The organism is Ensifer sp. BR816 (assembly GCF_000378985.1).
Classification (GTDB): Bacteria; Pseudomonadota; Alphaproteobacteria; order Rhizobiales; family Rhizobiaceae; genus Sinorhizobium.
This window is the reverse complement of the sequence record NZ_KB905370.1, coordinates 3,514,539-3,534,306: the sequence shown is the minus strand read 5'-3', so window position 1 is coordinate 3,534,306 and position 19,768 is coordinate 3,514,539. Positions and strand designations below refer to the sequence as shown.

General features: G+C 60.7%; 20 protein-coding genes. 16 read left to right on the top strand and 4 right to left on the bottom strand.

What is annotated here, in order from left to right; genetic code table 11:
- Positions 1-613 precede the first annotated feature (613 nt).
- From RHIBR816_RS0116940 to RHIBR816_RS34275, 3 genes are all read left to right on the top strand, one after another.
- A complete protein-coding gene (locus tag RHIBR816_RS0116940; protein ID WP_026187100.1) occupies positions 614-2,011 on the top strand; it encodes a family 16 glycosylhydrolase in 1,398 nt (465 codons plus the stop codon).
- 280 nt (positions 2,012-2,291) lie between these two features.
- On the top strand, positions 2,292-2,714 hold the full coding sequence (locus tag RHIBR816_RS0116935; RefSeq protein WP_018237764.1) for a helix-turn-helix domain-containing protein: 423 nt from the start codon (positions 2,292-2,294) through the stop codon (positions 2,712-2,714).
- 90 nt (positions 2,715-2,804) lie between these two features.
- Positions 2,805-2,978 carry a DUF3606 domain-containing protein gene (locus RHIBR816_RS34275; protein WP_018237763.1) on the top strand — a complete coding sequence of 58 codons (174 nt, stop codon included), beginning with the start codon at positions 2,805-2,807 and terminating at the stop codon, positions 2,976-2,978.
- A gap of 448 nt (positions 2,979-3,426) precedes the next feature.
- Here the strand turns inward: RHIBR816_RS34275 and RHIBR816_RS37520 are convergent, their stop codons facing one another.
- Entirely contained in the window at positions 3,427-3,615 is a 189-nt protein-coding gene (locus RHIBR816_RS37520; RefSeq protein ID WP_245262727.1) for an SDR family oxidoreductase, read from the bottom strand.
- A gap of 609 nt (positions 3,616-4,224) precedes the next feature.
- On the opposite strand from RHIBR816_RS37520, the gene RHIBR816_RS0116920 reads away from it, so the two are divergent.
- Positions 4,225-4,866: a peroxiredoxin-like family protein gene (locus tag RHIBR816_RS0116920; protein WP_018237761.1), complete on the top strand. Its 642-nt coding sequence runs from the start codon at positions 4,225-4,227 to the stop codon at positions 4,864-4,866.
- A gap of 92 nt (positions 4,867-4,958) precedes the next feature.
- On the opposite strand, the gene RHIBR816_RS34270 is transcribed toward RHIBR816_RS0116920, so the two are convergent.
- Both RHIBR816_RS34270 and RHIBR816_RS0116895 read right to left on the bottom strand, forming a co-directional pair.
- Positions 4,959-5,165 (bottom strand): hypothetical protein, encoded by a 207-nt coding sequence (locus RHIBR816_RS34270; protein ID WP_018237760.1) that lies wholly within the window; start codon positions 5,163-5,165, stop codon positions 4,959-4,961.
- A 1,032-nt stretch (positions 5,166-6,197) separates the two neighbouring features.
- Positions 6,198-6,404, bottom strand: coding sequence for a hypothetical protein (locus RHIBR816_RS0116895; protein WP_018237756.1), 207 nt, complete (start codon positions 6,402-6,404; stop codon positions 6,198-6,200).
- 427 nt (positions 6,405-6,831) lie between these two features.
- Here RHIBR816_RS0116895 and RHIBR816_RS39015 point away from each other — a divergent pair, with 427 nt between their 5' ends.
- From RHIBR816_RS39015 to RHIBR816_RS0116860, 6 genes are all read left to right on the top strand, one after another.
- Entirely contained in the window at positions 6,832-7,041 is a 210-nt protein-coding gene (locus RHIBR816_RS39015) for a hypothetical protein (RefSeq protein ID WP_018237755.1), read from the top strand.
- Positions 7,042-7,544: 503 nt separating this feature from the next.
- Positions 7,545-8,231: a response regulator transcription factor gene (locus RHIBR816_RS0116880; protein ID WP_018237753.1), complete on the top strand. Its 687-nt coding sequence runs from the start codon at positions 7,545-7,547 to the stop codon at positions 8,229-8,231.
- 151 nt (positions 8,232-8,382) lie between these two features.
- A complete protein-coding gene (locus RHIBR816_RS0116875) occupies positions 8,383-9,549 on the top strand; it encodes an FIST signal transduction protein (RefSeq protein WP_018237752.1) in 1,167 nt (388 codons plus the stop codon).
- Positions 9,546-11,789, top strand: a complete 2,244-nt coding sequence (locus tag RHIBR816_RS0116870; RefSeq protein WP_018237751.1) for a hybrid sensor histidine kinase/response regulator — start codon at positions 9,546-9,548, stop codon at positions 11,787-11,789. Before RHIBR816_RS0116875 ends, RHIBR816_RS0116870 begins: the two co-directional genes overlap by 4 nt.
- Before the next feature lie 93 nt (positions 11,790-11,882).
- Positions 11,883-12,563, top strand: a complete 681-nt coding sequence (locus tag RHIBR816_RS0116865; RefSeq protein ID WP_018237750.1) for a hypothetical protein — start codon at positions 11,883-11,885, stop codon at positions 12,561-12,563.
- Positions 12,560-12,913, top strand: a complete 354-nt coding sequence (locus RHIBR816_RS0116860; protein ID WP_018237749.1) for a hypothetical protein — start codon at positions 12,560-12,562, stop codon at positions 12,911-12,913. Before RHIBR816_RS0116865 ends, RHIBR816_RS0116860 begins: the two co-directional genes overlap by 4 nt.
- 147 nt (positions 12,914-13,060) lie before the next feature.
- On the opposite strand, the gene RHIBR816_RS0116855 is transcribed toward RHIBR816_RS0116860, so the two are convergent.
- The gene (locus tag RHIBR816_RS0116855) at positions 13,061-13,690 is read right to left on the bottom strand and encodes a hypothetical protein (protein WP_018237748.1); all 630 of its coding nucleotides are present in this window, start codon (positions 13,688-13,690) and stop codon (positions 13,061-13,063) included.
- 170 nt (positions 13,691-13,860) lie between these two features.
- On the opposite strand from RHIBR816_RS0116855, the gene RHIBR816_RS0116850 reads away from it, so the two are divergent.
- The 6 genes from RHIBR816_RS0116850 (at position 13,861) to RHIBR816_RS0116825 (ending at position 19,757) form a co-directional block, all read left to right on the top strand.
- Positions 13,861-14,988, top strand: coding sequence for an S-(hydroxymethyl)glutathione dehydrogenase/class III alcohol dehydrogenase (locus RHIBR816_RS0116850; protein ID WP_018237747.1), 1,128 nt, complete (start codon positions 13,861-13,863; stop codon positions 14,986-14,988).
- 8 nt (positions 14,989-14,996) lie between these two features.
- Positions 14,997-15,827: an S-formylglutathione hydrolase gene (gene fghA, locus RHIBR816_RS0116845; RefSeq protein WP_018237746.1), complete on the top strand. Its 831-nt coding sequence runs from the start codon at positions 14,997-14,999 to the stop codon at positions 15,825-15,827.
- A 13-nt stretch (positions 15,828-15,840) separates the two neighbouring features.
- A complete protein-coding gene (locus RHIBR816_RS0116840) occupies positions 15,841-16,239 on the top strand; it encodes a cytochrome c family protein (RefSeq protein WP_018237745.1) in 399 nt (132 codons plus the stop codon).
- Positions 16,240-16,517: 278 nt separating this feature from the next.
- Complete coding sequence (gene xoxF5, locus RHIBR816_RS0116835; protein ID WP_026187098.1) at positions 16,518-18,320, top strand: lanthanide-dependent methanol dehydrogenase XoxF5; 1,803 nt, start codon at positions 16,518-16,520, stop codon at positions 18,318-18,320.
- Between the two features lie 77 nt (positions 18,321-18,397).
- Positions 18,398-18,934, top strand: coding sequence for a c-type cytochrome, methanol metabolism-related (locus RHIBR816_RS0116830; protein ID WP_018237743.1), 537 nt, complete (start codon positions 18,398-18,400; stop codon positions 18,932-18,934).
- Positions 18,891-19,757, top strand: a complete 867-nt coding sequence (locus tag RHIBR816_RS0116825) for a substrate-binding domain-containing protein (protein WP_026187097.1) — start codon at positions 18,891-18,893, stop codon at positions 19,755-19,757. Before RHIBR816_RS0116830 ends, RHIBR816_RS0116825 begins: the two co-directional genes overlap by 44 nt.
- The last annotated feature ends 11 nt before the right edge of the window (positions 19,758-19,768 follow it).

Sequence of the window (19,768 nt, the reverse complement as noted above, 5' to 3'; positions counted from 1 at the left end):
GATCGCAAGTAGCGAATGACGTAGTTCGCAGATTTCCGCCATTCGGCTGGTCAGATGCTCAGGGCCGTAGTGGGTGGACAACAGTCGTTTGGCATGGTTCTGCCAAACGGATAATTTCGCACAAGGAGCAGACCTTGATCACCCAAGGTAATCTGGCGTCCCCATTTGGCGGAAAGGCACTACATCTCGAGAGTTAATCACTTCGCGTCGTTAGGGACGCCGTCGGACTGCCTAAGCAACCGCAAGACCTCAGGTTGAAGGTCCGCGCTCTCCGGTACTCTGCCAAAAGTTCGGGCTGCTTCGGCTCCTGTCTAGTCAGTTTTTCCAGCGTTTGCACCGCAAGGGCATAGCCTTCGAAGAGGTCGTCCGGCATCGAAAGCGTTGATTGGCCGCGTTGCACGAGGAGACTGATGATGAAGATCTTGACCTTACTAGCTGCTGCTGGCGCGTTTACTGCCTTTGCTGGCAGCGCCACCGCCGATCCCTAGAAACCTCTATTCCGCAAGCTCAAGGTGTCCGGATAAGGCGCCGGTGTGTGCGACAAGTCACAGTACGGGATGCTAGGGGTGCTCCCCGCGGGCGGGGGTCGTACCACTAAACAGGAGACTTCTCGATGAGCAGAACTGTCACTAATGCCTTGGGCGAGCCGCTGTCCTATAGCGGCGGTTCCACGGCATGGTTTTCCGCCAGCGGGTCCGGATCGGTCCTCTACGGAACTGCCGGCAACGATTCGATGTGGGGCGACAGTTCCGTCAATGTCACCATGATCGGGGGCACAGGCGACGATATTTATTATCTCTATTCAGGGGGCAACCAGGCCACTGAGGCGCCCGGTGAAGGTGTTGATACTGTCAGCACCTGGATGAGCTATGCACTGCCGGAAAATTTCGAGAACCTGACTGTCACGGGCGACGACCGTTTTGCCTTCGGAAACAGTGCTGACAACATCATCATCGGCGGTGCGGGCAGCCAGACGTTCGAGGGCGGCGCCGGCAATGATGTCCTCATTGGGGCAGGCGGTCAGGATACGTTCGCTTTCAAGAACGGCAACGGCAGCGACCTGATCAACTGCTTCGGCGCCGACGATATTGTCAGGCTCGAGGGTTACGGCTTCACGTCTTTCGAGCAGATCCTGTCAAACTTGGCCCAGGAAGGTGCCAATCTCAAACTGAGCCTCGCCGATGGAGAGAGCCTCGTCTTTGCGAATACCACCGCCGATCAGTTGCAGGCGAGCCAGTTCAGCCTGGGGCTGGACCGATCCGTTCTGACGCAGACCTTCTCGGACGACTTCAACACGCTGCAGCTCAACGACGGCACAAGTGGTATGTGGGATCCGAAGTTCTGGTGGGCGCCGGAGAAGGGATCGACTCTCACCGGAAACGGCGAATTGCAATGGTACATCAATCCGAACTATCAGCCGACCGCCGCGGCCAATCCATTCTCGGTCACGGACGGCGTTCTGACGATCACCGCCAAACCGGCGTCCGATGCGATCCAGGCCGAAACCGAGGGCCATGATTATACTTCCGGCATGCTGACGACCTACTCGTCCTTTGCCCAGACCTACGGCTATTTCGAGATGCGCGCCGACATGCCGGACGACCAGGGGGCGTGGCCAGCCTTCTGGCTGCTGCCGGCCGACGGTTCCTGGCCGCCGGAACTCGACGTCGTGGAAATGCGCGGCCAGGATCCGAATACCGTCATCACCACCGTGCATTCCAACGAGACCGGTTCGCAGACCAGCATCGCGAGCGCGGCCAAGGTCACTGATACAAGCGGCTTCCACACGTATGGTGTGCTTTGGACGGAGGAGGAGATCGTCTGGTACTTCGATGATGCGGCGATCGCCCGCGCCGACACGCCCTCGGACATGCACGATCCCATGTACATGCTTGTCAATCTCGCCGTTGGAGGCATGGCGGGCACCCCGACCGACGGCCTCGTCGACGGCGCCGAAATGACGGTTGACTATATCAAGGCCTATTCGCTCGACGCCGACTGGCAGATCTGAGCGGCGAACAAGACCGGCAGCGCCAAGGCTGCCGGTCAGGCTGAATCGACCGGGCGGGGCCCGGTTACAAAGGCGAGTACGTGCTCGGCGACCGGGACTCCTGATCCTTGATATTGTCCCATATCTCCTCGATCCAGTTTCCCCGACGAAGCACGGGACCGGACTGAAAGCGGGAAAATCCAGCCGCGCCACACAACCGCCGATATAAAGACAGTGCTGACGGAACCACGATAGACAGGAGGAGGGGCTATGATTCGTTGAAAGTACATGGAGAATTTGCATGCAGAACCCTAACCCCGAACGAATGAAGGGAAAGCCCGAGCCCGTCGACATTCATGTCGGCCAACGAATTCGGATGCGAAGGGCCTTGATGCAGATCACACAGATGGCGCTGGCCGAGGTTATCGGGGTGACGTTTCAGCAGGTGCAAAAATACGAGAAGGGCACCAACCGTGTCGGTGCAAGCCGCCTCCAGCAGATCGCAGATGCATTGGATGTGCCGGTCTCGTATTTCTTCGAGGGCGCAGCAGGCGAGAACGGCGACAGAAGCGCCGAAATGAGTCCCCAACCAGAAATAACGCAATTCGTGTCAAGCGCTGAAGGCCTTGCGCTCATTCGCGCCTTCTCCCGGATCACCGATGAAAAGGTGCGGAGCCGGACTCTAGGCCTTGTGAAGGCGCTCGCCGACCAGGATCAGTCGTGAGGATTTGCATAGCACAGCATGCGCATTGTCTTGCCGAGACTGGTATCGGTTCTAGCTGATTAACCGCAAGAGTTCCGGAGGAGGATGACGATGCCCGACGGCAAAGACAGGAGCGGGAGCAACAGCGAGTTCGTTTCTGTGCAGGAACATGAAGTCGCCTTCCTGATGAGAACTTTTGGCATTTCGCGACAAGAGGTGCTCGAGGCCATCCGCGAGGTTGGGCCGGATCGTGATAAGGTGATGATCTATCTCTCGAGAAAATGAATGGGAAGCAGCGCCCCCATCGGTAGGGGCGCTGCTAACTGATCGACTCTGCAAATGGGGAGGGGTGTGGAGCCGACCCTAGCGATGGCGCCTGGCACGCCTCCTCCGATGGCCCCGATAAATCTGGCAGACCCCTTCGAAGGTTCGGTGCGCCGTCTCCGCCTCCGCCGTCAGCATTCCGACGATCACGCCTGCGAGAGCGATGGTTTAAATGCGCGAGTGCCCGCGCGGGGGACCAGCGCGGGCACTGCATAACAGGCTGAGGACCTGACGCCGCTGAGGGACGGCGCGATGTGATAATGCGCAATTTAAGCGTTTGTTCCTGGCGCCGCTGCAAGCTTCTTCCTGAACCAGCGCGACCTCGTTCGTCGCCAGCGCGACATGGTGCAAGGATGGGCAATCCAAAAGCGATGATGTGGAATGATGAAAGAAACACCTGAACCAAGACCTAGCATGCGCGGGTGCCGTCACAGAGGATATTGACGCCGGTCAGATGATCGGAAAACTCCGATAAGAGCGTCTCGACAATGACGGCTACTTCTTCGGGTGTTCCACGTTTTCCAAGCGGTATGTTCGAGGTTTCCGCAGCGAGACGTTCATCGAATGTCTGACCGGCAGCCTGGGCGCGGCCTGCAATCAGGCTGACATACTCGGTCCGTCCACACCCCGCCTAGTGACACCGTGTCACGTGTTGATGTGTATTCCTCTGGAACCCAGCGCAAACGCCATAGTCTTCGCCTGGCCGAGCCAGGCCGGACGTAGAACATTGCTGGCAGCGTAATGGCCGACTTTCAGCGTGCTAATGCCGTGGGCCACCACTCGAGATGACGCCCTTGCTCACGAGCCACGCCTCGAACGTGCCCGGACACCCCCTCGTGAGCCCACATCCCGCGATATGAAAACCAGGGCTGTGGGGGCCGCGCCCAATGGCGCTGAACCCCTCCTCGGTGAGGCACGCGCTTCCACCTGCCTTTTGGACCTTTGCGGGATTTTTTTCGTCGTCCTTCTGATTTTCATTGTCCGGCTCCCACGCACTACAACCGAGGGGACTCAGGGTCTCACAGCACAGTTTGCAGGCAAGGATTAGGGGCACCGCCCAATTGGGGTAATGGCTGCTGAATGGGACCGTTGGCGGCGGTGCGCATAGTACAGTCGCAGGGCTGGAGGTTAGGTGAATTTCCCCATGATCCGCGTGTCGTGATATGATGGACTGCCTTTCTCGACTGATACGGGGGAGGAGGTTGTTATGTCCAGGAACAGTGGCGGCCGCCCGCTGCAGCCGGGCGACCCGGCTCCAAATGTTGTGCTCGATGCGATCTCGCGCGAAGGTAGGATCGCGCTCGATGACTTTCGTGGCCGAAGTCCCTTATTGGTCGGCTTGTTTCGCGGCCTGCATTGTCCGTTCTGCCGTCGCCATGTTGCGGTGATGGCGCAACTTAAGCCGGTGCTACGTGAGAAAGGCGTCGAATGCCTGGCGGTCGTCAACACGCCCGTCGAACGCGCACGACTGTATTTTCGTTACCACCCTCTAACCGATCTTCTTGCTGCATCCGACCCGGTGAGGGCCTCGCACCGAGCTTTCGGCTTGCAGGAAGTCGGGATGGACGAGCTCATGGCAATAAGGATCTATTTGCCCGGCGAGATGCCGGAGCCGATGGACGTCATGACCCAGAATGAGTTTCTGAACAAGAAGGAAGGCTATGAGATCACCGAGGCTGATCAGCAGATGATGGCGGGTCAAGCCCAGCTTGTGGGTCACTTCCTGATCGATCGGGAGGGCATCGTACGCTGGACCTTCATTGAAGTTCTGGAGCCCGGGCTCCACACGTTTGAGGCACCAAATCGCGAGGAATTGGTGTTGGCAGCCTCCGAAGTCGCACATCGATAAGCCCTGCCGATGCTATCCGCTGGTGCGGTCGGCACTGATCGTCTTTTCTTGCAAACTCCGGTCATTCTTCGCGGTCGACTATCCCGTGAGCTTTAACCACACCGGATGGCAAGCGTCTTCAGTAGTTCAAGGTCTCGCACACTTGACTGGTAGAGCGTAAACACTCTGGCTGCCAGATCTTCCGCTTCCGGCCCTTCGCTTGGAATACAATACTCTGCCAGCAACTCATCGAACACTGTGCCGAGCATATCCACTTCGGCAGTAGTGATCGGTCGGGAAGCTTCGTCGCGGCGCTCCATGGCGCCTCCTCGGCTCGGTTGGGGTAACGGGAGTTCCCAGCCGCGCGGCCATGCCTTGCATTAGATCTTTATAATATACAGCATACGCGTGCTCCGCGCACGATGTAAGATCGTCAACCGGTTAATGTCACGCCTCGCGTTTTCTTCGGCATTAGGTGGCAATCAAGGCTAAGGCGGATGTTATGGATGGCGCGCCGCTTCGCCGCATCGTGTTCTGCATTATCGCGTTCCTCCATTTGGTATACAGGCCGAGGATGATCCTCGACCTTGGACGTGTCATTTTCGGCAGTGTGCGTATCTCCGATGATCTGAATGGCTTAACAGGCGTATGACGCTCGCCTTTATGGATAAGCAAGCAGTGTCCGCGGAAATGGCGGACACTGCTTGAAGCACCATTACAGAGGAGAACTTCCGGGCGCTCGGATAGGAAGCACGATTTCGTAACGGCTGATGGGGGATTTGTTCCCCTGCAGGCGGACCAGGGGGAGCGGCATCGTGCGGGGGAACCTCTGAATACCGCTTCCCCTAACTCCGTCCCTTCATGCTCGTCGCTGTGCGACGATCTTAAACGCCCCGTCTCGGAAGTTAGTTCCGGCATACCAAAAAGCCGGGCAAACCAACCTTTCGTCACCCCCTCGTGCGCTTGCCAGTACAACCACGCGCTGCTTACGTCTTGTTTGCGATCCTCTTTATTTGTCTGATAAGACGATCTCTCTCCGCTGTATGCAGCGCCAGACTCCGGCCAAAATATACCAATAACTTGCGTGCCGTTGTGGCATCTCGGCCGTCGTCCTCGAGTTTCGTAACGATGTCGCGTTGAAGCGAAACGAGTTTCGCCGCATCCGCCACGTGCTTCTCCGTCGCGGTCAGGCGGCTTTCGATCAAGGACAATTCGTCCATACGAAAACATAGCATGGATCTGCTGCTTTGGCTCTCGGCGCCACGGCAGGAGTTATCAAAGATGCTAGCGCTCCTGAAAGGAGCCGGAGGGAGAATGTTCCTGCGGGGTGCGCGGCGGCGACCTCAGACTGCCTAACGCTGCCTACCCACGGGAATGGTAAGCTCTTTCAGAAGCTTTGCGTCCCGGACACCCGACTGATAAACAGTGAACAATCGGTTGGCAAACCTCTCCGCTTCGTCGCTGTCCCGGGTGGTCCGGTATTCAACCAATAACTGCTCAAAGATCCTGCCGAGCTTTCTTGCATCTTTCACGGGAATGTATTCGGGAGGTGACAGCATTGTGCCATCCTTCCAAAGCCAAGGATACCTGTGATGGCCACCTTTACGCTGAGCGAACGAGCCTACAGTATACGCGTGCTTCACGGCCCAGACGGGCGATGTCTGGGGTGGTGATGATCATCATTTAGTGGATGGTAGACTTAGCGGCAGAGGATCTTTGCTGCACCCTCACCACGGGCGCCAGTGCCGCGCGAGCGGCTTCGTCCTTGGGTCGCACTTTGCCGTCTACAGGGAGACTATCCAACGGCTGTTGTGTCGCGAAACCCGCCAAAAATCCCTATCGTATGAAAGTTGTCATGGTCGCTAGTGTAAACCGCCTGATCGCTTAAGGTAGTATTTCGCCCCCTCCCGCAAACGACCCCCCGTTCATTGAAGTTTCCATTAGCATATGCGTAAATAAGCGCGGGGGGGGGAAACGGGGACTCTCATGGGGCCGATAACGCTCGTACTGACGGTATGCCTCGTGTCGGCACCCGACCGGTGCCGAGAGGAAACTCTGCAACTTCAAGACATAGCCTCTCTGACCCAGTGCATGTTCCAGTCCGTCATGTACATCGCCGCATGGTCGCAGGAGCACCCGGCTCTCCGTGTCAAGAAGTGGCGCTGCAAGCTTCCCGACTTTGGCCGGGGCATCTGAGTCTCGCTGGCGTGTCTCGTCTTCCCATTCGCTGCTTCGTGCGTCCTTAAATCGTAGCCGGTTTCGACGCGGTGGGCCTATCCATCGCCACAGATATTGAGGCATTGTTTAGCTTGTCGTCGAATTTCCGGTCGGGAAGCAAGGACATCCGCATCGGCGTTGGCGTCGCCTTCAAGACCGGCCAACAAGTCGCGGAACGACAGCAAATGTCGCATCTGGCGGCCTGTTCAGATCAGCCTCTTTACGGAAGGGTGATCACCGGTGCGCAACCCGGCGTTGTCGCTTATCGCCAAGCGTTTGAACCTTTTCGGGGGGAATAGGCGACCGTCGGCGTTGCGAGCGCGAGAACTCTGCAATTGCCCCGTCCGGAAAACTGTGCGACAAAATGTCCCGCGTCGTGCTGGGGAGAGCATGGCGGCGTTGGGAGCAGAGATAGTATCCAGTGAAGCTTGGAGTCGTTTGCGGCTGCTCCCTCAACCTGAAGATTGTCTTGGGAGAGAGCCATGTCGCAGGCCCAGTCCGTCCACTCGCTTTCGATTAAATCGGCACTGGTGATCGATGATCACCCGCTCTATTGCGATGCCCTCGCCGCGACGATGGAGAACACCTTCAACACACGTCGAATTCGAACGGCGACTTCGCTGGGTGAAGCGCTCCAGCAATTGCGCATGCGGTTCTCACCCGATCTGATCATGCTTGATTTGAACCTGCCTGATGCGTCGGGTCTGAGCGGTTTTCTCAAGATCAAGGAAAAGTCGCCCGACATCCCGGTGATCGTGATCTCGGCGATCATGTCGAAAGACATCGTCCAGTCGGTCATTGCTGCCGGTGCCGCGGGGTTTATTCCCAAGGATATCGGCCGGCAGAATTTTCAGGAAGCGATGCAGGATATCTGGACCGGCAAGACCTATGTGCCGCCCGGCTACACGATGCCGGCCCGCACGCCGGCCACGGACATGTCGGTGGAGGCGATTTCGCGCAAGATCGCCCATTTGTCGCAACAGCAGACCCGCATATTGGGGCTGATCTGCGAAGGGATGCCGAACAAGCTGATCGCCTATGAGATGCAACTGGCCGAGGCGACGGTCAAAGCCCATATCACGGCGCTTCTGCGCCGGCTGGGGGTCCACAATCGCACACAAGCGGCGATGTTGGTGCGCGAAGTCTCGATCCGCCATAGCCTGCAATAAAGTGCGTCGGCACAACACACCGGGCCCACTGCATGGCTCCCCAGATCACAGCCGATTTAAAGACAAAAGCATGCAGCTATTCAAAGTGCTGCAGCGGCCCTTGTGCATCTGAAAGGACGCAGGGTGCCGTAGAGGTGGAGGATGACGGCGCATGACGGCTGTCAACGATCTTGACCGCAAACCGGCGGAGGCGGTGCGGATTGCCGTGTCGCGTGCCGATGATGCGGCCGTTGCCCTTGCCGAGCTCAAACGGCAGCTCGCCACGGCACGGCCGAGCTTCATACTTCTGTTCGTGCCGAGCAGGCTTCAGCCGGATGATCTCGCAAGGGCCCTGCGCACGTCGCTGGCGGATACGGTTGTCTTCGGCTGCACCACGGCCGGCCAGATTACGCCGCGGGGCTATGAAGACGACGCATTGCTGGCGATCGCCCTCGAGCGGCGCCACTTTCGGGTGGCCTCGACCCTGTTCAAACCGATCTCCCCGGTTTCGATTGCCGACGTCGTGTCGCAGACGGAGCGGCTCGTCTCGCAGTTTCGCGCAACGCCGGGCCGAAAGCGGCTTGCCCTGATTTTCGCCGACGGACTGTCCAAGCAGGAGGATATCCTGATGGCAGCTCTGGAGGCCGGGCTGAAGGACATTCCCGTGTTTGGCGGCTCGGCCGGCGACGGGCTGCGGTTCGAGCGCACGCAGGTGCTGCGCAATGGAGAGTTCCACAGCAACGCGGCGCTACTCTTGCTGCTGGAAACCGATTTGGCTTTCAGCGGCCTCGGCTTCGACCATTTCCAGCCGACAGACAAGCGCATGGTCGTCACCCGCGCCGTTCCTGAGGAGCGGCTGGTTCTGGAGATCAACGGTTCACCGGCGGCACGGGAATATGCCCGCCTTGTAGAGGTGCCGGTTGCTGAGCTGTCGCCGAAGATTTTCGCCGAGAACCCGGTGCTGGTGCGCAATCGCAATCTCTATCACGTGCGCGCGATCCAGCAGATCCAGGGCGAACAGGGCCTCACCTTTCTTTCGGCGATCGACGACGGCCTTCTGTTGACGCTCGGTCGCGGCAAGGAAATCATCCGCACGCTCGACACGGGGCTTGCCGTCAGCGACCAGGACGAAGCGCCCGATTTCATTCTGGGTTTCGACTGTTACCTGCGCAAGCTTGAGATCGAGCGCAAGGGCCTGGATGGTGAGGCGTCCGAGCAGTTCCGGCAACATCGGGTGGTGGGCTTCAACACCTATGGAGAACAGCATCTCGGCGTTCATGTGAACCAGACCTTTGTCGGCGTCGCCTTCTTTCGGTCGAAGGGAGGCGCACCGTTGTGATCGATCCGAATGAGCCCTACGAGGTCCAGATTGCCAAGCAGGCCAAGATCATCGAAGCCCTGATCGACCGGGCCGAGCGCGGCCATGAAGTCGGCGGCTCCGCCTATTCGCTCTTCGAATCGGCTATCGCCCTGCAGGCCGAGGTCTGGGAAAAGACGAAGGATCTGGAAAAGGCGCTCGACACGCTCGGCAGGGCGTCGAGCGAGCTTGAGATCGCCTATCAGACACAAGAGCGCATCCAGAGGAACCTTGCCGATGCCATGGTGGCCATGGAAGGCGGTTTCGCCCTTTTCTCCGAGGATCGGTTGCAGGTCTGCAATGCCCAGTTCCGGCACTTGCTTCCGGATATCGAGCCGCTGATCAAGCCCGGGCTCGGTTTCGACGACTATCTCACGGCAGTCGGTGCCAGCAAATATCTGCACCGGAGCGAAGGCGGGATGATCGACTACGCCCAGCCGGCGTCGGAGGAGTCGCGGCCCGGCAAGCGCTTTTCTTCCTTCGTGATGGAGCTCAGGAACGACCGCTGGTTTCAGATCTCCTGTCGCCAGACGAATTCCGGCAATATCACCGTCCTGCAGACCGAAATCACCGATATCGTGCGGGAGAACCGGCGCGAAAAGAATCGCCTGATCGACCAGCAGGCTCATTTCCTGCAGGCCGCATTCGACCACATGGCGCTCGGCATCTGCACCTTTTCGCCGGACGGCGAACTGCTGGTTCGCAACGAACGCTTCGGCGAGCTTCTCGGCGTGCCGCTTTCGCTCCTGAAGAAGGGGAGTCTCTTCCAGCGCATCGTCGAACATGTCGAGCGTCACGAGATTCTCGACCGAAAGGGTCGCCGGGCCGAATTCGCCGCCTCGTTCAAGGGCGTACGCCGCGGCGAGACCGCACAGGAGCGGTTCAGGCGGCGCGATGGGATGAGCCTCGATATCCGCATCCACTCCTTGCCTGACGGCGGGTTCATCGTTGCGGTCATGGACGTGACGATCGAGACCCAGGCCGCGGCCCTGCTGGAGCGACGGGTGCAGGAGCGCACCGTCGAACTGACCGAGGCCAATCGCCTGCTGCAGATCCATGCCGACGAGCAGACGAAGATCGAAGGCGCGCTTCGGCAAGCGAAGGAGGCGGCGGAAGCCGCCCACACGTCGAAGACGCGCTTCCTGGCGGCGGCGAGCCACGACCTGCTTCAGCCGATCAATGCGGCGAAGCTCTATCTGTCGATGTTGACGGATGCGGTGGGGCAGCCGGGGGCGAAGGAGGTGGTCAGCCGGCTCAACCGGTCCTTCGCCTCGATCGAAACGCTTCTGCAGGCGCTTCTTGACATTTCACGCCTCGACAGTTCGGGGGCGGAGTTCAATGTCACGTCGTTCGACCTCGGAAACCTGCTGCAGGGCGTGGCCGAGGATCTGGCGCCCTTGGCGGCGGAAAAAGGAATCGATCTTCGGATCGCCCCATCCACGCGCTGGGTCACCAGCGATCAGCGCTACCTGATGCGCTGCGTCCAGAACCTCGTGGCAAACGCTATCCAGTATACGGAGCGCGGCCGTGTGCTGGCTGGTTGCCGCCTCAGCGGCAGCCGGCTGCGAATCGAGGTGTGGGATACCGGCATCGGAGTTTCGCCGGAGGACCAGACGCGGATCTTCAACGAGTTCACCCGTGCCAGCGGCACGGGAAAGGGCCCCGGCATGGGACTTGGCCTGTCGATCGTCGAGCGGGCCTGCCGGCATCTCGAGCATCCGGTGCGGCTGGTGTCACAGCCTGGCCGCGGCTCGGTCTTTTCGATCGAGGTGCCATTGGCCTTGCCCGGTCGTGCCAGCGCCACCCCGATCGAAAAGGCGGAACCGATTCTCGACGGCAGCCTGGATCTCATCGTCATGGTTGTGGAGAACGATGCCGACGAGCTTCATGCGATGACGCAGGTACTGGAAAGCTGGGGGGCGAGCGTTCTGGCCGCCGCCTCCACCGTCAATGCCGTCGCGCTGATGCAGGAAATCGGCACCGCGCCCGATATTCTGTTGGCCGACTATCAACTCGATGATGGCGATGACGGGATAGAAACGATCCGTGCGCTGCGCACGCTCGCCGGCGCGGAGATTCCCGCCATCGTCATTTCCGCCAACCGGCAGCGGGAATTGCTGCTGCTCGGCAACGAAATGTCGTTCGCCGTCCTCGCCAAGCCGGTGCAACTCGTGCGCCTGCGGGCACTGATCGACTGGAAGACCCGCGCGCGTGTCGCGTGACAACACAGACGAAGGTCTCCGGTGACATTGCCGCAGCGGGGATTAGGCTGGCCGGGAACGGGGCCCGAAACGGGCGCCGACGGGGAGCCAGCGATGCGCGTTCTATTCCTGCTTGCCTTGATCCTGCTCGGCTTTGGCGAGCGGCCATCGATGGCCGCCGAAACTTATGATCTTCTCTTCCGGGAGACGGCGCTGAAGGGGCTCGAGCAAGTGCCTGGCGGCAGCGACGCCGGGCAAAGCACGCTTGTCTACGACAGGGTCATTTCCGGCATCGATGCAGGGCAGGCAGGCGGCAGGTTCAGCATCGGTCTGAGGATCAAGCCCGACGACAATGTCGACATGACGCTCCATCAGGGTACGCGTTCCCGCGCGCTCGGCAACTATCCGGCATCCGTCGGCAATCCCGTCATCATGTATTTCCTCGAAAGCGTGCTTGCCGAAATTGCTGGTCAATCGGGCGGCAGCCCTTTCTATATGCGCAATCGGATCAAGGACGCCCTGCTCCGGGATGCCGAGGTCGTGCCCGTGTCGCGCCGCTACCGGAACCGCGACATTGCCGCGCGCCAGGTTACGATCCGGCCGTTCACGAAGGACAGGGCGCGCGAGCGAATGGGGGCCATTTCCCAGCTGGCGCTCGCCGTCACAGTGTCGGACGAGATACCGGGCTGGTACTATTCGCTGGTTGCGACCGTGCCCGCGGCTACCGGCAAGGCAGGGGCAGGATATTCCAACAGCATCACCCTGAAAGGGGCAGGGGAGGAGGATCGGCCATGATGCGAACCGCCCTGTGGGCGTTCGGGATCGTCGCAGCGGCTGCGCCAGTGAGCGGCCAGACCATGTCGGAGCGCCTCAACGACTATCCGACCGAGACGCGGGCCGACTATGTGTTCGGTTGCATGGCGGCCAACGGCCAGAGCCGCGCGGTGTTGAGCAAATGCGCCTGCTCGATCGACGTGATCGCTTCCATCCTGCCCTTTCGAAAATACGTCGAGGCCGAAACTGTCCTGTCGCTCCAGCAGGCGGGCGGCGAGCAGATGTCCATGTTCAAGTCGGCAGCCATGCCCCGCACCATGGTGGCGGATCTAAGGCGCGCCCAGGCAGAGGCCGAGATGCTGTGCTTCTGACCAACGCTCCCGCATATCACAGTCGCCGAGATGGTGCTGTGCCGCTGCAGGTTTCTCTCCCTCAATCGTAGCTGATTGAAGGAAACATGCAGCAATTCAAAGTTCTACAGCGTCGTTTGCCTGAAAAGACGCACGCCGCCGCAAGGCTCAATCCGGCAAATGCTTGAGCAGGATCTGGGCAATGGCATAGGCGCGTTTCTCCAGAAGCACCGGCGTTTCGCAAACATAGGTGAGCGCCTGCGCGCGTTCGCGGTAGATGCGCTCGTCCCAGTCGATCTGTTCCTCCAGCTTGTCGATGCGGTCGAAGTCCGGGCTCTTTTCGTGCTCGAGCTTCGCCATCTCCGACCGGCTGCCATCGATCCGGGAGGCGAGTGCGATCTGGCTACGGGAATAGCGGGCAATCCCCGCGATCAGCCGCTGCCGGCTATGGGCAATCTTCTCGAACACGCCGAGGAAGATGTTGCCGATCAGTTGGCCGTCGACGGGCCCGGTCTTCTCGAAAAAGGCCTGGACCTGGGACTCCGCCTCCTCCAGCGACACCCGACGGAGCGACAGGACCTCGACGAGATCGTTCGCCGCAGGCTTGAGCGGCACGCGCGTCACCGTGGCCGGCCACATCAGGCTCGCCGACAGGTTTTCGACCTTGCGCTGAATGCACGGCCAGTCGGGATCGGAAAAATCCGCCGCGCTTGCCAGGCCGGGTGCCTCAGCCAGGCAAAGCGCCAAACTCAGCGTCAAAACCCGTATCTGGCCGATCGCATGACAGGCGGCTCTCATACCTGTGCCTCCGTGTTCGAACGAGCGTCAGTATAGGCTGACCAAGGAAGAAGCCAAAGGTCGCGATTTACACACTAAGGTCGCAATTGTCATCGGGCCCCGGCGCGTCTGTAATCTGTGTCCAAGGCGCCATGAGGCGAGCCCTAATACGCAGTACCGGGAGGTATTTCATGCGCACACGCGCTGCTCTGGCTGTCGAGGCCGGAAGGCCCCTTGTTGTGACCGAGGTAGAGCTCGAGGGCCCGCGGGCCGGCGAGGTGCTGATCGAGGTCAAGGCGACCGGCATCTGCCACACCGACGACTTCACGCTTTCGGGTGCGGACCCGGAGGGGCTGTTCCCGGCGATCCTCGGCCATGAGGGCGCCGGCATCGTCGTCGATGTCGGCCCCGGCGTCACCTCGGTCAAGAAGGGCGACCACGTCATTCCGCTCTATACGCCGGAATGCCGGGCCTGCCCGTCCTGCCTGTCGCGCAAGACCAATCTCTGCACCGCCATCCGCGCCACCCAAGGCCAAGGCGTCATGCCGGACGGCACCTCGCGCTTTTCGATCGGCAAGGACAAGATCCACCACTATATGGGCTGCTCGACCTTCGCCAACTTCACCGTGCTGCCGGAGATCGCCGTCGCCAAGGTCAATCCGGACGCGCCGTTCGACAAGATCTGCTATATCGGCTGCGGCGTCACCACCGGCATCGGCGCGGTGATCAACACCGCCAAGGTGGAGATGGGATCGACCGCGGTCGTCTTCGGTTTGGGCGGCATCGGTCTCAACGTCATCCAGGGGCTTCGCCTTGCCGGCGCCGACATGATCATCGGCGTCGATCTGAACAACGACAAGAAGGCCTGGGGCGAGAAGTTCGGCATGACCCATTTCGTCAACCCGACGGAGATCGGCGAGGACATCGTCGCCTATCTCGTCAACCTGACGAAGCGCGGCGCCGACCAAATCGGCGGCGCCGACTACACCTTCGACTGCACCGGCAACACCAAGGTGATGCGCCAGGCGCTCGAGGCCTCGCATCGCGGCTGGGGCAAGTCGGTGGTGATCGGGGTGGCCGGCGCCGGCCAGGAGATTTCCACCCGGCCGTTCCAGCTGGTCACCGGCCGCTCCTGGATGGGCACCGCCTTCGGCGGCGCCCGCGGCCGCACCGACGTGCCGAAGATCGTCGACTGGTACATGGAGGGCAAGATCGAGATCGACCCGATGATCACCCACACGATGCCGCTCGAGGAGATCAACAAGGGCTTCGAGCTGATGCATTCCGGCGAGAGCATCAGAAGCGTCGTGATCTATTGAGCGTGAAGATGGAACTCGTAACGCAAAACCAATGCTTCGGCGGGACGCAGTCGGTCTACCGGCACTCGTCCGCGGTCTGTGGGGTCGAGATGACCTTCGGGCTTTACCTGCCGCCGCAGGCACGGACGCGTCCGGTCCCGCTCTTGTGGTATCTCTCGGGGCTGACCTGTACTCATGAGAACGCCATGATCAAGGCCGGCCTGCAGCGCCATGCGGCAAAGCATGGTCTGGCGCTGGTTTTCCCCGATACGTCGCCGCGCGGCGAAGGGGTCGCCGATGACGAGGCCTATGATCTCGGTCAGGGCGCGGGGTTTTACGTCAATGCGACGCAGAAGCCCTGGGCCCGGCACTACCGGATGTATGATTACATCGTCACGGAATTGCCCGCGCTGCTCCGGGATCGGGTACCGGTCAACGGCGTCAACGGCATTACCGGGCACTCGATGGGCGGCCACGGCGCGCTGACGATCGCCTTTCGCAATCCGCAACTGTTCCGCTCGGTTTCGGCCTTTGCGCCGATCGTCAACCCGACCCGCTCCGACTGGGGCCGGAAACAGTTTTCGGCCTATCTCGGCGACGACGAGGCCCCATGGGGCAACTACGACGCCTGCCTGCTGTTGAGCGAGTTCGGCTGGCAGGGCGATATCCTCATCGACCAGGGCTCGGCCGACCAGTTCCTCGGCCAGCTGCAGCCCGAAGCGATGGCCCGGCTCCTGGCCGAGCGGCGGCAGGCCGGCGTGCTCCGGATGCAGGCGGGATACGACCATAGCTACTATTTCGTGGCGAGCTTCGGCGAAGACCACGTGCGCTGGCATGCGGAACGGCTGAACGCCGCGTAAGGGAGAGCAAGGCATGGCTTCAAGACTTGGTATCGGATTGGCGGCTGGAATTGTATTCGGCGTGGTTGCGCCGGCATTTGCGCTGGACCCGGCGGCAGGAGATCCGGCGTCGGGCGAGAAGGTGTTTCGCAAATGCCAGGCCTGCCACGCGATCGGCCCGGATGCCAAGTCGAAGACCGGCCCGGTGTTGACCGGCATTGTCGGTCGCCCGGCCGGCAAAATCGAAGGCTTTGCCTATTCCCCCGCGATGGGCAAGGCGGCCGAGGGCGGGTTGACCTGGACGCAAGACAAGATCGGCGAGTTCCTGACCAACCCGAAGGCGTTCCTGCCGGGCACGAAGATGACTTTTGCGGGATTGCGCAAGGACCAGGAGCGCGCCGACCTGATCGCGTATCTGGCGACGTTTCCTTAACGCGAAAAGGAGGAACTGAGACGACAGCAGGAGGAAGGGCCTTGGCAACTGGAGGACTTTTGCCCGGCCGATCTGGATGAGGTCCGGTCGAAAGACCAGGATCACGAAACGTTCTCGAATTCAATAGGTTAGAGCGGAATGCAGGCGGAAAGCCGCGCACGTTTCCTTATCCGCTCTAGGAAATAATGGCGCAAGCCGATACCGGGGAAAGAGGAGACCGCAAGGTTTCGCCGGGCGGGCTGATGGCCCTGATCGGCAGCACTCAGGAGGAGGATGAAATGAAACGACTTCTTACACTGCTTGCCTTGACGTCAATAGGCGGTGCGCAGGTCGCTCTTGCCAACTCGGATTTGCAAAAGCAGATCGATGACCCCAACCAATGGGCGATCCAGACCGGCGACTATGCCAATCTGCGCTATTCCAAACTCGACCAGATCAACAAGGAGAACGTCGGTAAACTGCAGGTGGCGTGGACTTTCTCGACTGGCGTCTTGCGCGGTCACGAAGGGGCGCCGCTGGTCATTGGCGACATCATGTATGTCCACACGCCGTTCCCGAATACGGTCTACGCGCTGGATCTCAGCAAGGACGGCCAGATCATCTGGAAATACGAGCCGAAACAGGACCCGAACGTCATACCCGTCATGTGCTGCGATACCGTCAACCGCGGCGTGGCCTATGCCGACAACAAGATCTTCCTGCATCAGGCCGACACCACCGTCGTGGCGCTCGACGCCAAGACCGGCAAGGTGATCTGGAACGTCAAGAACGGCGATCCTTCGAAAGGCGAGACCAACACCGCCACCGTGATGCCGGTGAAGGACAAGGTCATCGTCGGCATCTCCGGCGGCGAGTTCGGCGTGCGCGGTTCCGTGACGGCCTATTCGATGGCCGACGGCAAGCTGCTGTGGCGCGGATACTCCATGGGTCCGGACAGCGATACGCTGATGGATCCGGAAAAGACCACGCATCTCGGCAAGCCGGTCGGCAAAGACTCGGGCCTGACCACCTGGGAAGGCGATCAGTGGAAGATCGGCGGTGGCACGACCTGGGGCTGGTATGCCTACGATCCCGAACAGAACCTGGTGTATTACGGGTCCGGCAACCCCTCGACCTGGAACCCGACGCAGCGGCCCGGCGACAACCGCTGGTCGATGACGATCTGGGCTCGCGACGTCGATACCGGCATGGCCAAATGGGTCTACCAGATGACGCCCCACGACGAGTGGGACTATGACGGCGTCAACGAGATGATCCTGACCGACCAGAAGTTCGACGGCAAGGATCGCAGGCTGCTCACGCACTTCGACCGCAACGGCTTCGGCTACACGCTGGACCGCGTCAGCGGCGAACTGCTGGTGGCGGAGAAATACGATCCCAAGGTCAACTGGGCGACGGAAGTCAACATGGATCCGAAGTCCGACCAGTATGGTCGGCCGCAGGTCGTGGCGCAGTATTCGACCGAGCAGAACGGCGAGGACACCAACTCGACCGGTATCTGCCCGGCAGCACTCGGCAGCAAGGACCAGCAGCCCGCGGCCTACTCGCCGAAGACCGAGCTGTTCTATGTGCCGACCAACCACGTCTGCATGGACTACGAGCCGTTCCGGGTCAGCTACACCGCCGGCCAGCCCTATGTCGGGGCAACGCTGTCGATGTACCCGCCGAAGGACAGCCACGGCGGCATGGGCAACTTCATTGCCTGGGACAACAAGGAAGGCAAGATCAAGTGGTCCCTGCCGGAACCGTTCTCCGTCTGGTCGGGCGCCCTGGCAACCGCCGGTGACGTGGTCTTCTACGGAACGCTCGAGGGCTATCTGAAGGCGGTCGACGCGGCAACGGGCAAGGAGCTCTATCGCTTCAAGACGCCGTCCGGAGTGATCGGCAACGTGATGACCTATGCCCGTGGCGACAAGCAGTATGTGGCCGTGCTCTCGGGCGTCGGCGGCTGGGCCGGTATCGGTCTGGCAGCGGGCCTGACCAACCCGAATGAGGGTCTCGGAGCCGTCGGCGGCTATTCGGCGCTCAGCAACTACACGGCGCTGGGCGGCACGCTCACCGTGTTCGCGCTGCCGGATTGAGCGGCAATCTTTGCCCGGAATTGGCGCGGGCTGGTGAAAGCCCGCGCCGTTTCGTTCTCTGCCGAAAAGGACGCAAGATGACCAGATCAAGATCAGCCATACCGATCACTCTCGCCTTGTCGATGCTAATCGCCGGCGTCGCAGGCGCAGAAGACGCATCGGCGCCACAGGACAATATTGCAGTCGCCCGCGAGGATAACGGCCGCTACTACACCGCCGAGGACGTGCCCACCTTCAAGATCGCCGGGGACGGAACGGTCGACTGGCTGACCTATTCGGGCTTTCGCCGTTACCATTCGGAATGCCATGTCTGCCATGGGCCCGAGGGCGAGGGGTCGAGCTATGCGCCGGCCTTGAAGAACTCCGCAATCAATCTGGACTATTATGCTTTCCTCGACGTCGTTACGAACGGACGCAAGAAGGTAAATGCCGCCGAGAACTCGGTGATGCCTGCCTTTGGCGAGAACGCCAACGTCATGTGTTATCTCGATGACATCTACGTCTATTTGAAAGCGCGCGGCTCCGGCTCCTTGCCGCGGGGACGCCCCGCCAAGAAGGAAGCGAAATCGGATGCGATCCGGGATGCTGAAAACTCTTGTCTCGGCAACAACTAGCCTAGCCGCCGCAGGCGGCGTTCTGCTGCTGACAATCTCAGCAGTGCCAGTGGCGGCCCAGACCTCGGACCTGGTGTCGAAGGCGGCGTTGCGCGTCTGCGCCGATCCGGCCAATCTGCCGATGTCGGATCGATCCGGGTGGGGGTTCGAGAACAAGATCGCCGAGCTGCTCGCGGAAAAGCTCGGACTGCCGTTGGAATACACCTGGTTTCCGATGGCGACCGGCTTCATTCGCAAGACCTTGCAGGCCAATGCCTGCGATGTGGTCATCGGCTATGCCCAGGGCGACGAGCTGGTGCTGAACACCAACCATTACTACACGTCGGCCTATGTGCTGATCGTCGGGTCGGCCGGTCCGCTGAGTGGCGTCACGACGCTCGCCGACCCTCTGCTCAAGGACAAGCGGATCGGTATCATCGCGGGAACGCCGCCGGCGACGCACATGGCAAGGAACGGCCTGTTGCCCAAAGCCAAGGCGTACCACCTGATGGTCGATCGGCGCTACGAGAACCCGGCCGACGAGATGCTTGCCGACCTCAAATCCGGTGCCATCGACGCAGCCGTCCTCTGGGGACCAATCGGCGCGCCTTTGGTCAAGGCCAGCCATCCGGAACTCAAAGTGACGCCGCTTCTGTCGGAGCCGATGCCGCCAAGGCTCTTCTACCGCATCACCATGGGGGTGCGCCAGGGCGAGAAGGTCTGGGAGCGCAAGCTGAATTCGCTGATCCGCCGCAACCAGCCCGCGATCAACGCCATTCTCACGGAAGCCGGTGTGCCGCTGGTGAACGACATGGGAACGGGTCTGCTCGAGTTGCCAAACTGATCCCGTGCCTC

Coding starts and splice junctions, on each gene's coding strand:
- RHIBR816_RS0116940 (WP_026187100.1), top strand. CDS start 614: ATGAGCAGAACTGTCACTAATGCCTTGGGCGAGCCGCTGTCCTATAGC.
- RHIBR816_RS0116860 (WP_018237749.1), top strand. CDS start 12,560: ATGATGCGAACCGCCCTGTGGGCGTTCGGGATCGTCGCAGCGGCTGCG.
- RHIBR816_RS0116880 (WP_018237753.1), top strand. CDS start 7,545: ATGTCGCAGGCCCAGTCCGTCCACTCGCTTTCGATTAAATCGGCACTG.
- RHIBR816_RS0116825 (WP_026187097.1), top strand. CDS start 18,891: ATGCGATCCGGGATGCTGAAAACTCTTGTCTCGGCAACAACTAGCCTA.
- xoxF5 (WP_026187098.1), top strand. CDS start 16,518: ATGAAACGACTTCTTACACTGCTTGCCTTGACGTCAATAGGCGGTGCG.
- RHIBR816_RS0116840 (WP_018237745.1), top strand. CDS start 15,841: ATGGCTTCAAGACTTGGTATCGGATTGGCGGCTGGAATTGTATTCGGC.
- RHIBR816_RS0116895 (WP_018237756.1), bottom strand. CDS start 6,404: ATGCTGTCACCTCCCGAATACATTCCCGTGAAAGATGCAAGAAAGCTC.
- RHIBR816_RS34270 (WP_018237760.1), bottom strand. CDS start 5,165: ATGGAGCGCCGCGACGAAGCTTCCCGACCGATCACTACTGCCGAAGTG.
- RHIBR816_RS0116875 (WP_018237752.1), top strand. CDS start 8,383: ATGACGGCTGTCAACGATCTTGACCGCAAACCGGCGGAGGCGGTGCGG.
- RHIBR816_RS0116830 (WP_018237743.1), top strand. CDS start 18,398: ATGACCAGATCAAGATCAGCCATACCGATCACTCTCGCCTTGTCGATG.
- RHIBR816_RS0116920 (WP_018237761.1), top strand. CDS start 4,225: ATGTCCAGGAACAGTGGCGGCCGCCCGCTGCAGCCGGGCGACCCGGCT.
- RHIBR816_RS0116850 (WP_018237747.1), top strand. CDS start 13,861: ATGCGCACACGCGCTGCTCTGGCTGTCGAGGCCGGAAGGCCCCTTGTT.
- RHIBR816_RS0116865 (WP_018237750.1), top strand. CDS start 11,883: ATGCGCGTTCTATTCCTGCTTGCCTTGATCCTGCTCGGCTTTGGCGAG.
- RHIBR816_RS0116855 (WP_018237748.1), bottom strand. CDS start 13,690: ATGAGAGCCGCCTGTCATGCGATCGGCCAGATACGGGTTTTGACGCTG.
- RHIBR816_RS39015 (WP_018237755.1), top strand. CDS start 6,832: ATGGGGCCGATAACGCTCGTACTGACGGTATGCCTCGTGTCGGCACCC.
- RHIBR816_RS34275 (WP_018237763.1), top strand. CDS start 2,805: ATGCCCGACGGCAAAGACAGGAGCGGGAGCAACAGCGAGTTCGTTTCT.
- RHIBR816_RS0116935 (WP_018237764.1), top strand. CDS start 2,292: ATGCAGAACCCTAACCCCGAACGAATGAAGGGAAAGCCCGAGCCCGTC.
- fghA (WP_018237746.1), top strand. CDS start 14,997: ATGGAACTCGTAACGCAAAACCAATGCTTCGGCGGGACGCAGTCGGTC.